The organism is Aliidiomarina sedimenti (assembly GCF_003986955.1).
Classification (GTDB): Bacteria; Pseudomonadota; Gammaproteobacteria; order Enterobacterales; family Alteromonadaceae; genus Aliidiomarina; species Aliidiomarina sedimenti.
Genome location: NZ_PIPN01000005.1, coordinates 240,746 through 254,749, shown reverse-complemented (window position 1 = coordinate 254,749; position 14,004 = coordinate 240,746). Strand labels below are relative to the sequence as shown.

General features: G+C 52.8%; 13 protein-coding genes. 7 read left to right on the top strand and 6 right to left on the bottom strand.

Annotated elements, in window-relative coordinates:
- The first annotated feature begins 27 nt into the window (after positions 1-27).
- Both CWE12_RS11890 and tsaD read left to right on the top strand, forming a co-directional pair.
- Positions 28-1,083: a type IV pilus twitching motility protein PilT gene (locus tag CWE12_RS11890; protein ID WP_126789920.1), complete on the top strand. Its 1,056-nt coding sequence runs from the start codon at positions 28-30 to the stop codon at positions 1,081-1,083.
- A 75-nt stretch (positions 1,084-1,158) separates the two neighbouring features.
- Positions 1,159-2,184 carry a tRNA (adenosine(37)-N6)-threonylcarbamoyltransferase complex transferase subunit TsaD gene (tsaD, locus tag CWE12_RS11885; RefSeq protein ID WP_126789919.1) on the top strand — a complete coding sequence of 342 codons (1,026 nt, stop codon included), beginning with the start codon at positions 1,159-1,161 and terminating at the stop codon, positions 2,182-2,184.
- On the opposite strand, the gene plsY is transcribed toward tsaD, so the two are convergent.
- Entirely contained in the window at positions 2,171-2,758 is a 588-nt protein-coding gene (plsY, locus tag CWE12_RS11880; RefSeq protein ID WP_126789918.1) for a glycerol-3-phosphate 1-O-acyltransferase PlsY, read from the bottom strand. The genes tsaD and plsY overlap by 14 nt on opposite strands.
- A 188-nt stretch (positions 2,759-2,946) precedes the next feature.
- On the opposite strand from plsY, the gene folB reads away from it, so the two are divergent.
- Entirely contained in the window at positions 2,947-3,306 is a 360-nt protein-coding gene (gene folB / locus CWE12_RS11875) for a dihydroneopterin aldolase (protein WP_126789917.1), read from the top strand.
- On the top strand, positions 3,299-3,811 hold the full coding sequence (gene folK, locus CWE12_RS11870) for a 2-amino-4-hydroxy-6-hydroxymethyldihydropteridine diphosphokinase (protein WP_126789916.1): 513 nt from the start codon (positions 3,299-3,301) through the stop codon (positions 3,809-3,811). Before folB ends, folK begins: the two co-directional genes overlap by 8 nt.
- Positions 3,812-3,844: 33 nt before the next feature.
- On the opposite strand, the gene CWE12_RS11865 is transcribed toward folK, so the two are convergent.
- Positions 3,845-4,969: a tRNA nucleotidyltransferase/poly(A) polymerase-related protein gene (locus CWE12_RS11865; protein ID WP_126789915.1), complete on the bottom strand. Its 1,125-nt coding sequence runs from the start codon at positions 4,967-4,969 to the stop codon at positions 3,845-3,847.
- A gap of 194 nt (positions 4,970-5,163) precedes the next feature.
- Here CWE12_RS11865 and CWE12_RS11860 point away from each other — a divergent pair, with 194 nt between their 5' ends.
- On the top strand, positions 5,164-6,942 hold the full coding sequence (locus CWE12_RS11860) for an acyl-CoA dehydrogenase C-terminal domain-containing protein (RefSeq protein ID WP_126789914.1): 1,779 nt from the start codon (positions 5,164-5,166) through the stop codon (positions 6,940-6,942).
- Between the two features lie 109 nt (positions 6,943-7,051).
- On the opposite strand, the gene CWE12_RS11855 is transcribed toward CWE12_RS11860, so the two are convergent.
- The 4 genes from CWE12_RS11855 to dsbD all read right to left on the bottom strand — a co-directional run bounded on the left by CWE12_RS11855 (position 7,052) and on the right by dsbD (position 11,914).
- Positions 7,052-7,807, bottom strand: a complete 756-nt coding sequence (locus tag CWE12_RS11855) for a 3',5'-cyclic-nucleotide phosphodiesterase (RefSeq protein WP_126789913.1) — start codon at positions 7,805-7,807, stop codon at positions 7,052-7,054.
- Between the two features lie 117 nt (positions 7,808-7,924).
- On the bottom strand, positions 7,925-8,698 hold the full coding sequence (dsbG, locus tag CWE12_RS11850; protein WP_126789912.1) for a thiol:disulfide interchange protein DsbG: 774 nt from the start codon (positions 8,696-8,698) through the stop codon (positions 7,925-7,927).
- Positions 8,699-8,759: 61 nt separating this feature from the next.
- Entirely contained in the window at positions 8,760-10,061 is a 1,302-nt protein-coding gene (locus CWE12_RS11845; protein ID WP_126789911.1) for an EAL and HDOD domain-containing protein, read from the bottom strand.
- The gene (dsbD, locus tag CWE12_RS11840; protein WP_126789910.1) at positions 10,058-11,914 is read right to left on the bottom strand and encodes a protein-disulfide reductase DsbD; all 1,857 of its coding nucleotides are present in this window, start codon (positions 11,912-11,914) and stop codon (positions 10,058-10,060) included. Before dsbD ends, CWE12_RS11845 begins: the two co-directional genes overlap by 4 nt.
- A gap of 37 nt (positions 11,915-11,951) precedes the next feature.
- On the opposite strand from dsbD, the gene CWE12_RS11835 reads away from it, so the two are divergent.
- Positions 11,952-12,614 (top strand): response regulator transcription factor, encoded by a 663-nt coding sequence (locus CWE12_RS11835; protein ID WP_126789909.1) that lies wholly within the window; start codon positions 11,952-11,954, stop codon positions 12,612-12,614.
- Positions 12,615-12,639: 25 nt separating this feature from the next.
- Positions 12,640-13,965 (top strand): ATP-binding protein, encoded by a 1,326-nt coding sequence (locus CWE12_RS11830; RefSeq protein ID WP_126789908.1) that lies wholly within the window; start codon positions 12,640-12,642, stop codon positions 13,963-13,965.
- Positions 13,966-14,004: the final 39 nt, after the last annotated feature.

Here is a 14,004-nt window from a genome sequence, read left to right as displayed (position 1 = left end):
CACTTCAACAACCAAGAGACGACGAATATGGATATTCATCGATTACTGGCGCAGACGCTGACAAAGGGCGCCTCAGATCTGCACTTGTCGGTCGGCGCGAAGGCGATGTTGCGGGTCGATGGCGACATGCTCAGCGCAGGCGGCGAGGGGCTTGAGCGCAACGATCTGGAGTTAGCCTTTACTCAGTTAATGACCGCCGCGCAGCGTGCCCAGTATAAGCGCGACCAGGAGCTCGATTTCGCTTATGAGTTAGCAAACGGAGCACGCTTTCGGGTCAATGCGTTCTGTCAGCAACGGGGCCCAGCGGCCGTCTTGCGAGCCATCCCGGGGGGCGTTAAAAGTCTTGATCAGTTGCAGGCGCCGGCTGTGCTAAAGGAGATAGCGCAACTGCAACGCGGTTTGGTGCTGGTGACAGGCCCTACTGGCTCGGGCAAGTCGACGACGCTGGCAGCGATGATTGATTATATCAACGCCCACTACCCACAGCATATTCTGACCATTGAAGACCCGGTTGAGTTGGTGCACCAGAATAAGCTCAGCCTGGTTAATCAGCGCGAAGTTCACCGTGATACCAGCAGCTTCGCTGTGGCGTTGCGGGCCGCATTACGTGAAGACCCCGACGTCATTCTGGTCGGTGAGCTGCGCGATCTGGAGACCATACGCCTGGCGCTGACGGCTGCAGAGACTGGCCATTTGGTATTCGCAACCTTGCATACGACGTCGGCGCCGAAGACCATCGACCGCATTGTGGACGTGTTTCCGGGGGATGAAAAGGGCATGGTGCGGACCATGTTATCCGAATCGCTGCGTGCGGTTATTTCCCAGTTGCTAGTGAAACGGGTCGACGGTGGGCGGGTGGCGGCCTATGAGATTATGCGGGTAACCCCTGCGATCAGAAACTTGATCCGCGAGGACCGCATCGGTCAGATCGCTTCCGCTATGCAGACTGGGGCGGCGAGCGGTATGCAAACCATGCCCCAGGCGCTAATCAGTTTGCAGCAGCGCGGTGAAGTGGCTGAGGCACTGGTTCAGCAGATGCTCGACCGTGACATCGCTGGATACTCTGGCAGTGGGCGGCGCTAAACGGTAAACTAGCGGCCTATTGAAAGAGCGCAAATGACAGCCTGCGCTGATCCAACCATACAGAGGTAGCCGCGAATGCGAGTGCTGGGTATTGAAACATCCTGTGATGAAACCGGAATTGCGGTGTACGACACCGAGCGGGGCCTGTTGGCGCACCAACTGTACAGTCAGGTTAAGCTGCATGCCGACTATGGTGGCGTGGTACCGGAACTGGCCTCGCGTGACCATGTTCGCAAGACCTTGCCGTTAATTAAACGGGCGCTGGCAAAAGCGGGTCTGCAGGCGCAGGACATTGATGGAGTTGCGTATACGGCTGGCCCAGGGCTGGTTGGGGCATTAATGGTTGGTGCCTGCATTGGACGAAGTCTGGCTTACGGTTGGGGAGTGCCGGCGTTAGCGGTTCACCATATGGAAGGGCACTTGCTTGCCCCGATGCTGGAAGTAGACCAGCCAGCCTTCCCCTTTGTCGCATTGCTGGTGTCTGGTGGGCATACCATGCTGGTTCGTGTGGATGGCATTGGCCAGTATCAGCTATTGGGTGAGTCTATCGACGATGCTGCAGGCGAAGCGTTCGATAAAACGGCTAAACTAATGGGGCTGGATTATCCGGGCGGGCCGCGGCTGGCTAAACTGGCTGAACAGGGCCAGGTTAACCCGGAGTTTGTCTTTCCTCGTCCGATGACAGATCGCCCGGGTCTGGACTTTTCGTTCAGCGGACTGAAAACTGCTGCCGCCAATGCGATTAAAAAAAGTGATGGCACTGAGCAGAGCAGGGCGGACATCGCGCTGGCATTCCAGCAGGCCGTGGTCGATACCTTAGCTATTAAATGCAAACGGGCGTTGCAGCAATCAGGTTTGAAACGTTTGGTAGTAGCTGGTGGGGTCAGTGCCAATCTTGAGTTGCGCCGACAACTGGCGGATTTAACCACCCAACTTGGTGGCGAGGTATTTTATCCGCGCGCAGAATTCTGCACTGACAATGGCGCGATGATTGCGTTTGCTGGCGCTCAGCGTCTGCAGGCGGGGCAGTCTGAAGATCTTGCTGTAGTCACCCGGCCGCGCTGGCCGTTGCAGGACTTACCTGCCGTTAACGCTTCCTGAAGCCAACTTCTTCACCGCGGCAAAGCCGGACGATATTATGGCGATGGCGCCAGATAATCAGCGCTGCCAGCATAATCGCCGGTACCGTGTATTGTGGTTTAATAATGAAAGCATAGACTGGCGCCAGGCTAACGGTTATTAAAGCGGCCAATGACGAGACCCGGGTCATGCCAAACATTAACAGCCAGGTTGCGATAAGTAGCAGCGCCATTTCCCAGGCAATTGGAAACATCGCGCCAAGCGCTGTTGCAACCGCTTTGCCGCCTTTGAAATCGAAATACAATGGGTAGATGTGGCCGAGACAGGCAGCAATAGCGACCCAGGCTAAAATAAACGGATCCAGACCGAAATAATAAGCCAGCCAAACGGGTAGCATGCCTTTCAAAACGTCCATCAGCAATGTCAGCAGCGCCGGTGTCCAGCCGCCAAGACGGTAGACATTGGTCGTGCCGGGGTTGCCAGACCCGCGTAAACGAGGGTCGTCGAGTTCGAAAAGCCGACAGATAATAACCGCGCTACTGATTGAACCTAGTAGATAGGCTGAAAGAATCATAAGGAGTGCAAGCGCGGACATTTGGGTTTTGCCTTTCAGTTAGGGTAGTATTTGGCGGTTTCGGGCTGCTCGTTTTTTAAGAGGCTCAGTTTTAAGGGGCTAAGAATAAAAGGTTTGTTAGAAAAATGCTATCCGACCAGCTGTCTTTACCTGATTTTGTAATTTTCATTGCCAGTGATGGCAAATAGAACAACATAGAGACGACAACGATGACCGACCGGGTGCTGATTGAAGGTTTACGAATAGATGCCACGATAGGTATTTACGATTGGGAAAAGAAAGTTCGTCAGCCGCTGTTGCTGGATATTGAAATGGCCTGGGACAATCGACGCCCGGGGCTCAGCGATGACATCCAGGATGCACTCGACTATGAAGCTGTGAGTAACGAACTCACCGCCCTGGTGCAGCGCAAACCCTATGAACTGATTGAACGTGTCGCCGAAGAAGCGGCATCCATGGTGATGTCCACCTTTGCAGTGACCTGGCTGCGGCTTAAAGTAAGCAAACCGACAGCACTTAAAAATGCAGTGTCGGTTGCGGTGCAGATAGAACGGGGAACGCGTGACTGAGATATTTATTGGGCTCGGCAGTAATATTGACCCGCAGCGGAATATCCGTGCTGGCGTCCGTCGCCTGAATCAGTATTTTTCTTCTTTACGATTGTCTTCGGTGTACGAAAGTGAAGCGGTTGGTTTTGATGGCGATAACTTCCTCAACCTGGTTGTGCAGGCGCGTACTGACCTCGCTATCAGTCAATTGCAGCAGCTCTTCAAGGATATAGAGGTTGAGCACGGGCGGGCGCTGAACGCGGAAAAATACACCGCACGGACGCTGGATCTCGACTTGCTGCTGTATGATGACTGCGTGCAACCCGCTAAGGGCAGTGAGCAGCCGGAACTACCGCGTGGGGAAATTCTTTTTAATAGTTTTGTGTTGTTACCTCTGGCAGAGCTGGTGCCCCACTACCGCCACCCGGTAAACCAGCTTAGTTACCTCAGTTTATGGCAGTCATTGCGCGACTCCAGCGCTCAGGTTTTGTGGCCTGTTCATTTTGACTGGAGTCAGCGGAGCTGAATTCCGGTTTGCTGCACCCCCTGGCCAATGTCTTTATTGCAGAGCCCGGCACACCGCTTCATGGCGTTTTTCCTTAAGTGCCTGCCCCAGATCAGCCCCCTGTAAACCCAACTCCATCAGGGTTTGTGGGTTAACTGTCTGATAGGCAACAGCGGCCTCGCTAAGTCGCTGCCTGACGTCTGCGCTACCCCAATCGAGCAGAGCCAGTGTCGTTAACAGATCCTGCCAGCGTTCGGGGCGCCGAATGGGGTCGGCTCGCTGAATGACTTTGGTTACTGCATTTGCACAGTCTGTACTGAGACTGGTCGGCTCCAGTTCTTGCTTTAGCAAGGTCGCCAGTGCGCTTAGTTCAGCACATTCATTAGGAACACGCAGGGTTGCGGCAAGCTCCCGGTCGTCGCTTATCACCGCTTCGTGGAGTACGGCCTGAGCAAAAATAGTGTAGGCAATGTTCAATGTGTAGTCCGGTTCGCTTTGCAACGAATGGCGCAGAACCTGGAGTGACGTCCAGCTCACCGGCTGCCAGTGATTAACACCAAGCAGCTGAGGCCAGGCATTGAGATCATCCAGAATACGGCAGAACACATCCGGGGACGGGCCCAGCAGGCTGCGATTCAATTCCTGCCAAATACGCTCTTTAGCCAGGTGGCCCAGTTCCTCCGCCTCCACCATATTGAGCATCAGTTGCCAGGTTTCGTCAGCAATACTGAACCCCAGTGGTTCGAAACGGGCGGCAAACCTTGCTAGCCGCAGAATACGCAATGGATCTTCGCTAAAAGCGGCCGAGACATGGCGTAAGGTGCGGCGCTGGATATCGAGTTGCCCCTGATAAGGGTCAATCAGCGTGCCGTCGGCAGCTTTGGCAATGGCGTTGATGGTCAGATCGCGACGTTGCAGGTCATCCTCAAGCGTGACATCAGGCGCTGCATAGCAATCAAACCCGGTATAGCCTTTGCCTGATTTACGCTCAGTGCGAGCCAGTGCGTATTCTTCCTTTGAATCAGGATGGAGGAAGACGGGGAAGTCTTTGCCTACCTGAGTAAAGCCCTGCGTCAGCATCTCGTCGGGGGTCGCACCAACCACCACATAGTCTCGTTCGTGCACATCAAGGCCAAGCAACTCATCGCGGACAGCGCCGCCGACCAGGTAGATTTCCAAGACAAATTCTCCAAGTGTCAATATTTCGCAACGGGTCGATCCTAAGCAAGCACCTTAATCGCAGCATTTTGAAGTTGCAAGCAGCGAATAGCTTTGTAATGATACGCCTGAATCAAACACACGTTTGAAACTAGTGTTTTCCTAACGCCTTGCTGATCAGTCGGTAAGGGGTGTCAGCTGGTCAGGAGGTAGTTGTGAGCGACTATAAAGCATCGTTACAGGATATGAATTTCGTACTGCACGAAGTATTTGGGGTAGCAGACGATTGGGCTGTTATGCCTGAATTGCAGGAGATGATGGACGCCGACACGGCAACCGCCATTCTCGAAGAGGCCGCTAAGGTCACCGAAGGGCTGATAGCACCCAATGCACGCAATGCCGATGAACAGGGTGTCAGCTACCGTGATGCTACGGTCACCACCCCAGACGGCTACAAAGAAGCGTTCAGACAGTTGGCCGAAGGTGGCTGGGTTGGGGTGACGGCAAACCCTGAGCTGGGCGGCATGGGTCTGCCGAAAGTTATTTCCGCACAGTATGAAGAAATGATGTGTGCGGCGGATATTTCCTTTTCGCTTTATTCAGGGCTGACCGCGGGTGCCATTATTGCACTCGATTCCCATGCCAGTGACGAGATTAAGCAAACCTATATTCCGCGCATGGCGGCAGGTGAATGGACGGGGACCATGTGCCTGACCGAACCTCACGCCGGAACCGATTTGGGTATTATTCGGACCAAAGCGGAGCCTCAGGCTGATGGCAGCTTTGCCCTGAGCGGAACAAAGATCTTTATCACCGGTGGTGAGCACGACTTAACTGACAATATCATTCACCTGGTGCTGGCTAAGTTGCCGGATGCACCAGCTGGCTCTAAAGGTATTTCACTCTTTATCGTGCCTAAGTTCCTGGTCAATGAGGATGGTTCACTGGGTGAGCGCAATGCAGTCGCTGCGGGTTCAGTGGAACATAAAATGGGTATCCACGGTTCAGCAACCTGTGTGATGAACTTTGACGGCGCTAAAGGCTGGCTGGTCGGTGAACCCAACCGAGGTCTGGCTGCGATGTTCACGATGATGAACTATGAGCGGCTGGGTGTCGGTATTCAGGGACTTGGCGCAGCAGCGCGTTCCTATGGCACCGCACTCGACTATGCCAAAGACCGCCGTCAGGGCCGTGGGGCGAAGGCGACCCAGGACACCTCAGCCAGTGCTGATACCTTGCTTGTACATGGCGATATCCGCCGTATGCTATTGACGATGAAAGCTTTCATTGAAGGTGGTCGGGCGTTCTCAAGCTATGTCGGGCAACAGTTAGATCGGGCCAAATATGCACCACATGCCGAAGAGCGTGAAGCAGCGGATAAGCTGGTTGCGTTGCTGACTCCTGTGGCCAAAGCCTTTATGACGGATACCGGATTAGAAGCGACCATTCATGGTCAGCAGATCCTCGGTGGCCATGGGTATGTGCGTGAATGGGGTCAGGAGCAGTGGGTACGTGACTGTCGTATTGCGCAAATTTACGAAGGTACGAACGGGATCCAGGCGCTTGATTTGCTGGGACGTAAAGTGGCAGGTTCACGCGGCGAGCTGCTGAAACCTTTGCTCGCGGATATCGAAAAGACCTTAAACGAGGCGGGCGACAACTGGAGCAAAGAAGCGGCGCAACTGCGTGCAGCGACTGAGGCTCTGGTGAGTGTTACTGAAGGTATTCTGAAACAGGTACCTACTGATGAAAACATCATCAATAGCCTGGCCGTGGAATACTTGCAGTTAGTTGGTTACGTGGCTTACGCCTATCTGTGGCTGCGCATGGCGTTAGTGGCGGAAGCGAGTGACAGCACTGATTCCTTCTATACAGCCAAGGTTAAGACAGCACGTTTTTACTTTGCTAAGTTATTGCCTCGTATTGACGGTCTGGTGGGAGCACTGGAGTCTGGTTCAGAGAGCCTGTATCTGCATGACGAGGACGACTTTTAATCGTTAGCTGATTGCTATAAGACTGAAAAAAGCCACTTCAGGGCAGAAACCTGAGGTGGCTTTTTTAATTGTCCGGTTGATGCTTGAGGCGACTAACTCAGTAAACCGACTAAGGAAGTACCCGCCAGTGATGACAGTCCGGGTTGTGACGAATATCGTGGCGGATCTGTTTGTCGTAGGCCGGCTTGAGATGGGTGATCCAGATTTTTTTCGGTTGTTCAGCCAGCCCGTCCAGGGTTTCCAGCACCAGAGCTGGCGTCATGTGTTTTGACTGGCGTGCAATATCAAGCTTGTTGTCAGGAAAGGCACACTCGATCATCAGGGTATCAATGTGACCAAGCCGGTTTAGCTCGTCGATTAGTGTTTCGCTGACCGTGGTATCGGCACTGAAAACGAAATGGCTCTTGCTGTCTTTAATACTGAAGCCCACGGTGGGAACCGAATGTTCGACGAAGAACGGAGTGATTTCATACCCTTGAAGCTTAAAACTACGCCAGGGCTGAATGGCGACAAACTCAAGAATCGGGGCTTGCGGGGTCGGCAACTGAGTAAAGTCCGGCCAGACCTGATAATTGAAAACGCAGTCTTTCAGTATCTCAATGGTTTCCGGTAATGCGTGGACACGCACAGGCTTGTCAGTGTGGTCGAAAAGGTTGGCCAGAAAGCCGGGTAGATCACTGATATGGTCCATATGTGAATGGGTTAGCAGGACATCTTCAATTTTACGCTGCTCATCAAGCGTCAGTTTACTTAAGCCTGAGCCAGCGTCGATGAGTAAATGCTCGCCGAGGCGCAGACAGGTGGTGCCCATATTGCGAACGTTTCCACTGATCCCACCACTACAACCAAGAATATCTATATCCATACTCAGCTTCCTTTATCGACTATCCAATTAATCTAGCTCGCTAGCCTAGACTCTGTAAAGACGGATAAATTCAACATTCAAGCGCGGGGCTTGAACGTTGAATTGGTCTGACCAAATTTAGCGCTGGTGGAGCATGGCCTCGATAGCCTGCTCGTTCGGTGCACCCTGTACCATCTGAACTACATCATTTTGATCTTTAAAGAAGGTGGCTGGTGTTGAGCTTAGGTTCAGGCTGCGCATGAGTGAGTGGTTCTGCTGCAGAATCGGGTTACCTTGACGAAGCGCACTGCCTTGCATCAGGATCCCGCCATCATCAAAGGTCGACATATGTTCGCTAAGTGCTGCTGCAGGATCATCGGAACCCAGAATAGTTGCCGCAATCGAGGGGCTCGCTTCGCGAATGATGCCTACCATAATATGGCGTAACTGAACCTGACCAGACTCTATATAGGGCTTCATGCTTTCATGCATCTGTCGGCAGTAGGGACAGAATGGGTCGGTAAAGGTATACAGGGTATGCTCCGCATCGTCACTGCCTTCCTGAATCCAGTTTGCCTGCTCTAACTCGACCCAGGCATCAGCGTAACGAGGCTCGTCGATCAGGCGGCGTATATGAGCCGCGCCCATATCGCGGCCGTCACTGTCTATCCAGGTGCCAACAAAGGCATTCTGACCGTCAGCGGTGGCGTAAATTGCCAGACCCTGGCCCTGAAATTCTCCGACATAGCCGGTCATCCCATCTGGTCCTTCGAAGCTGCCTTTGATCTCGACACCCTGATTGGCGACGTTCTGTATTGGTGGAGGCAGCTCATCACTGGCATTTGCACCACAGGCACTGATTAGCAGGCTGGCAGCCAGTGTTAGTATAATTCGGGGATGGTTTACAGCCATTTAGGGCTCCTTTGCTGATATATCATAGGTTGAAGTTAAGTAATTGAGTCATTGACCTTATTCAGGCGAGCGTATTGAGTAACTCACGGGTGCGCAAGTTTTGCTCGTTATAGATGCTCAACACACGCGGGTTTACTTTGCCGCCATGGCCATGAGCAGCGTGCTCGACATTAATAACCATACTCACCAGGCCACCTAACACGCCACGTTGTTTAAGTGCGGCTTGCTGGATCTCGTCGCTGACCGTCAGTTGACTAATAAACGCCTCTTTGTCCACGCCGATCAAAATATCCACGCCAGACAACAGGGCGGCAAGAAATGCCTGTTCCGCCTTGCCTTGTAAGGCCTGGTTATTACGTGCAAGTTCCGCACAGGCCATAGCACGCGTCAGTACATGATGGACTGAGGCGGTTGAACCGCCTTCGAGGGAGGCAATCAACACCACCCAACGCTTCAGCTGTTCTAAACCAATACGCATCAGTGCTTGTTGCAGTGACGATATTTCTGACTGACCGCGGTAAAACGGACTATTGGCAATTTTCAGTAGCTTCAGCGACATGGTTGGTTCGCGTGAAACGGCTTCAGTAAGCTTCTGGATATCGACTTCTGCACTGTAAAGCAGTTGAATGATTTGCCCCAGATTGACCCCTGCCGGGTTAATTTTCTGGCCGGTGATTGTGACCGGCCGACTCAAAAAGTAGCCCTGAAAATAATCGAAGCCTAACTCTTGGTAGTATTCTAACTGAGCATGCGTTTCTACCCGTTCAGCCAGCCATTTCATCGGCTTATGACTGAGTGCATTGCGGATTTTCTGCAACTGCTCTGGCGAAGTCTGCTCGATATCAATCTTGACTACGTCGCAATATTTAAACAGCGGCTGCCAGGCCGGAGAAAGCTCGAAATCATCCAGCGCAAAGCGGAATCCCTTCTTATGCCATCGCGCGATGGCCTCAATCAGTTCAGGGGTGGGCTCAATACGCTCGACCAGCTCAACAATGACGCGAGAAGGCTCCAGCGGTAAAAACGCATCAGACAGTACAAAGTCTTTCGAGACGTTAATATACAGCGGGTGATTAAAGCCTTCAAACTGCTCAGTGATGCCGGTGCACAACTGAAAAATAAGTTCACTGGTGGCATATTCTTCACCAACATCGAGTACGCTCAGTCCGTTGTCATTGCGATACAATAGTTCACCGCCAACAATGTCCAACTGACGGTCATAAATAGGCTGGTATGCGAGTAAAGCTGAATTGTCCATAACGTTGAGTCGCTCGTGGCCCTGATAGAATGTATCCAGTATCTGGCGCCATTCTAACGTGCTAGTCGCTGCATAGATAGCAGCCTTATTGGATTCCAGATTCAAAGCCGTTGCTCGCTTAGCAGCGGTTCGGTCAGTGAATCAAGGGTTTGCATTAGCTCGGTCGCATTCACCTCGCCAATGATTCGATGATTACGGCGTTCAACTCCATCGGGATCAATAATAATCATGGTCGGTGGTCCCATTACAGACAGGTGCCGCATCAGTTCGCGATCCTCTGCATTGTTCGCTGTGACGTCAGGCTTTAATCGGACCATGGGGCTCAGCGTTTGCTGAACGTCGGCTCGGCTAAAGACGTTGCGTTCCATGGCAATACAGGAGACACACCAGTCGGCGTAGAAGTCGATAAAAATGTAACGCTCTTCCTCTTTGGCCTGACTGATATATTCATTTAGTTGTTGCACGCTTTCCAGCGGCTGAAAGCTTTGCTGGCCGACAGCGGCTGACTGAGTGGATGTCGTTGAGGCCGAGGTTGCGGATCGGTCGAAAAAAGCATATTCAGCATAGGAATTAAAAAATACCACGGCCATCGCCAGCACAGCCCAAACGCTCAGAACACTGCTGATTGTTTTTACCCAGTTGCTGCGTGTCGACAGGTAGATACTCATGGTGAACCCAAGCGCCAGCGACGCCCACAGAATTTGCCCGGCGTAGACAGGCAGAACTCGCTGCAAAAACCAAATGGCAGTGCCAAGCAAAATAAAGCCAAACAGGGCTTTGACCCTGTTCATCCAGGTTCCGGGTTTAGGTAAAAGTTGCCCACCTAAGGTACCGACAATCACTAATGGGACGCCCATTCCCATGCCTAAACTGAATAGTGCCAGGCCTCCACTGATGATGTCGCCACTTTGACCAATATAGAGCAGGGCGCCTGCTAATGGAGCTGTCATACAGGGCCCGACAAGGATAGCTGATAGCACGCCAAGTATAGCCGCACCGCGCAGATGACCTCCGTTCTGTTTCTGGTTTAAGGCATCCAGGCGCTGTCGCAACGAGTTCGGTAGCTGCATCTCAAAGGCGCCAAACATCGCAAGGGCGAACAACACAAAGAAAATGGCAAAGCTACCCAGGACCCAGGGCGACTGCATCAGCACCTGTATACTAGCTCCAGCGCTCGCCGCAACAATACCCAGCAACGCGTAGGTAAGAGCCATTGGCACCACATAAGCAAGCGAAAGCAGTAAGGCTTTTTTACCTCTAACACCACTGCCTACCACAATACTGCTAATAATCGGGATCATAGGCAGCACACACGGAGTAAAGGTAAGTAATAATCCCATCAGGAAAAAACCAGCGAGAGTCCAACCAAGCGGCGAGGAGGCCAGGCGTTGACTAATACTTAAATCAGCCGCGACAGATGGGGTGTCACGGTCCAGTGCTGAAGCCGCTGGATCGGACTCAATCGCGTCGCTCACCGGTGGGTAACACAGACCAGCTTCAGCACAACCTTGCCAGGTAAGTGTGAAGGGCGAGCCGCCGCTGCGCACCAGCATGCTAAAATCGTCTTTGTACACTTCTGATAGACCAAAGAATTCATCTTCAATGGTGGTACCATCGGGCAATTCAGATTCAGCGTCGCCGGTGTTCAGACGCTTCCGGTACAGGTAGTAGCCCGGCTCGATTTGCCAGTGGATCAGAACATCACCATCGTCAGTGTGCTCCAGCTGGTATTGAAAGGCCTGTTGTGGGGAAAGAAAGTCCTGACCGTTGCCTTCGGAGGTGCGACTTTGCCCGAAACTCAGTCCTGTAGAAGGATTAAAGCTGCTGGAGTAAGCACTTTGAGTGGCGAGTAGCGAGAGCACCAGGATAATGATGTGCAGGAAGCGGAAACGCATAGTGACCTTATCGGCTCGGTTATTGATGCCGGGGAGCATGCCAAACCAATATGAATTGAACATTAATGTTTAGCTCATCTGACCCGGGTACCATACGACCATGCATATTTTATTAGTAGAAGACGACCAACAGGTGGCAAACGCCATACGCCGGGGCCTCGAACTGCATGACTTTGCTGTTGACCAGGTTACCGGGCTGGCACAGGCGCGGGCGGCGTTACAACACTTTTCCAGTGATTTAGTGGTACTCGATCTTGGCCTGCGTGACGGCAATGGCATGACCCTGTTAGCTCAGTGGCGAGCCGAGCAGCAGCAGATCCCAGTGATAATACTAACCGCACGGGATGCGTTAGCAGATCGCGTTGCCGGTCTGCAGGCCGGTGCCGATGACTATGTCACCAAGCCGTTTGAACTAGACGAGCTAATTGCCCGCATTCATGCGCTATTACGGCGCAGTTCGGGGCGCGCATCGCCGATGATCCGGCATGGGGCATTGGAGTTTGAACCAGGCTTGCGCGAGTTGCGTTACCATGGAGAAGTGGTTTGCTTGCCGCGACGTGAGTTATTACTGATGGAGAAGTTCTTGTACGCCGGGCGTCGGGTACTTAGCGCTGATCAATTAAATGACAGTCTTTATGGGTACGGCGAGGAACCGGACTCGAATGCGCTGAATGTCCACATTTATCACTTGCGCAAAAAGCTTGGCAAAAACGTCATAGAAACGATTCGCGGGCTTGGTTTTCGACTTGGCAAAGCAGAGTAGGGCGCAGCAGCAAAAGGTACAACACATGATGAAAAGACGCCCATTAAGTATTCAAGGTCGGTTGCTAATTAGTCTGCTTGGCTCGTTCGTGCTGGTGTGGTCAGTGGTCTCAGTGTGGTTGCTACTCGATTTGCAGACCCAAATGAGACACACGCTGGATCAGAGGCTTGCAGCGACAGCCCGGGTGGTAGCGGGGGTTTTGGACCAATTGCCGGAAGGGGCGCTGAACGATAGTCAGCTGACCACCAACTACTTAACTTCACCCTTGGATGGGGTGGCCTGTCAGGTGCGCTGGCAATCCGGCGAATTGGTATTACGAACTGCCGATGATATGGCCAGCTTACTGGATACTCCGCAAAGTGGATTTTCGCAGCGCAACTTTGAAGGCACGCAATGGCGCCTTTTTACCCTTGAGCATCGCGGTATGGTGATTACCACAGCGGATCGTATGAGTGAGCGGGATGCTTTGTACCAGGGTGTTTTAATTGTAGTGGCAGGGCCCGTACTGATTGCTCTGATAGGTATGTTGCTGGCGACTTGGTGGGGCATCAAACGGGGCCTGAAACCCCTGCTTAGTATGGGGCAGGCTCTTAAGCAGCGACGTCCGGAGGCGTTAGAACCGATTCAATTAGCGCTGCCGCAAGAAATCGAACCTGTACTAAGCAGTCTTAATCAATTGCTGGAACGGGTTGCGACCTTAGTCCGGCGTGAGCAGCGTTTTACAGCTGATGCTGCGCATGAGTTACGCACGCCGCTGACCGCCATAAAAACCAACCTGCAATTGGCGACCCGCTTACCGCAGGCTGAACGCAACGAGGTTTTACTAGAAGCCAATGCAGCCGTCGAACGTATGCAGCAAGTCATCGACCAGCTGCTAGTGTTGGCGCGGTTGGATGCCGATGAAATGGCTTTTAACCAGACATCGAGCAGTGCCGGAGAGGTTATCGAGTTGGCAATCGCTGATATTGACGATCTATCCCGGCTGGAAATTGCTGGAGACCTGAGTCTGCGCTTTCCATTAGATAGTGCAACCGCCGCAATGGCACTGCGTAACCTTATCGACAATGCGCTCAGTTACGCTGTTAATGAGCAGGTTTCAAGCCCGGTTGAAGTGCGTGCTATCGAGTGTGGAGATTGCCATTGCCTGGTAGTGCGGGATTATGGGCCAGGGATGAAGGCTCGGGATATGGCTCAGGCAACAGAACGTTTCTGGCGGGCAAACCACACTCAGCAGGGAAGTGGACTAGGACTGGCTATTGTCGAGCAGATTTGTGCAGGTTCCAATGGACAGCTAGTCATCGAGGCGGCCAACCCGGGCTTGCAGGTCCGCTTGTGTTGGCCGGTGGCATAGCGGTTCAGACGATTCTGACCAAATGTGGCGGGCGCGGCT

Bases quoted from the DNA above. Each gene is read 5' to 3' on its own strand.
- CWE12_RS11890 (WP_126789920.1), top strand. From the start codon at position 28: ATGGATATTCATCGATTACTGGCGCAGACGCTGACAAAGGGCGCCTCA.
- tsaD (WP_126789919.1), top strand. From the start codon at position 1,159: ATGCGAGTGCTGGGTATTGAAACATCCTGTGATGAAACCGGAATTGCG.
- plsY (WP_126789918.1), bottom strand. From the start codon at position 2,758: ATGTCCGCGCTTGCACTCCTTATGATTCTTTCAGCCTATCTACTAGGT.
- folB (WP_126789917.1), top strand. From the start codon at position 2,947: ATGACCGACCGGGTGCTGATTGAAGGTTTACGAATAGATGCCACGATA.
- CWE12_RS11855 (WP_126789913.1), bottom strand. From the start codon at position 7,807: ATGGATATAGATATTCTTGGTTGTAGTGGTGGGATCAGTGGAAACGTT.
- dsbG (WP_126789912.1), bottom strand. From the start codon at position 8,698: ATGGCTGTAAACCATCCCCGAATTATACTAACACTGGCTGCCAGCCTG.
- dsbD (WP_126789910.1), bottom strand. From the start codon at position 11,914: ATGTTCAATTCATATTGGTTTGGCATGCTCCCCGGCATCAATAACCGA.
- CWE12_RS11835 (WP_126789909.1), top strand. From the start codon at position 11,952: ATGCATATTTTATTAGTAGAAGACGACCAACAGGTGGCAAACGCCATA.
- CWE12_RS11830 (WP_126789908.1), top strand. From the start codon at position 12,640: ATGATGAAAAGACGCCCATTAAGTATTCAAGGTCGGTTGCTAATTAGT.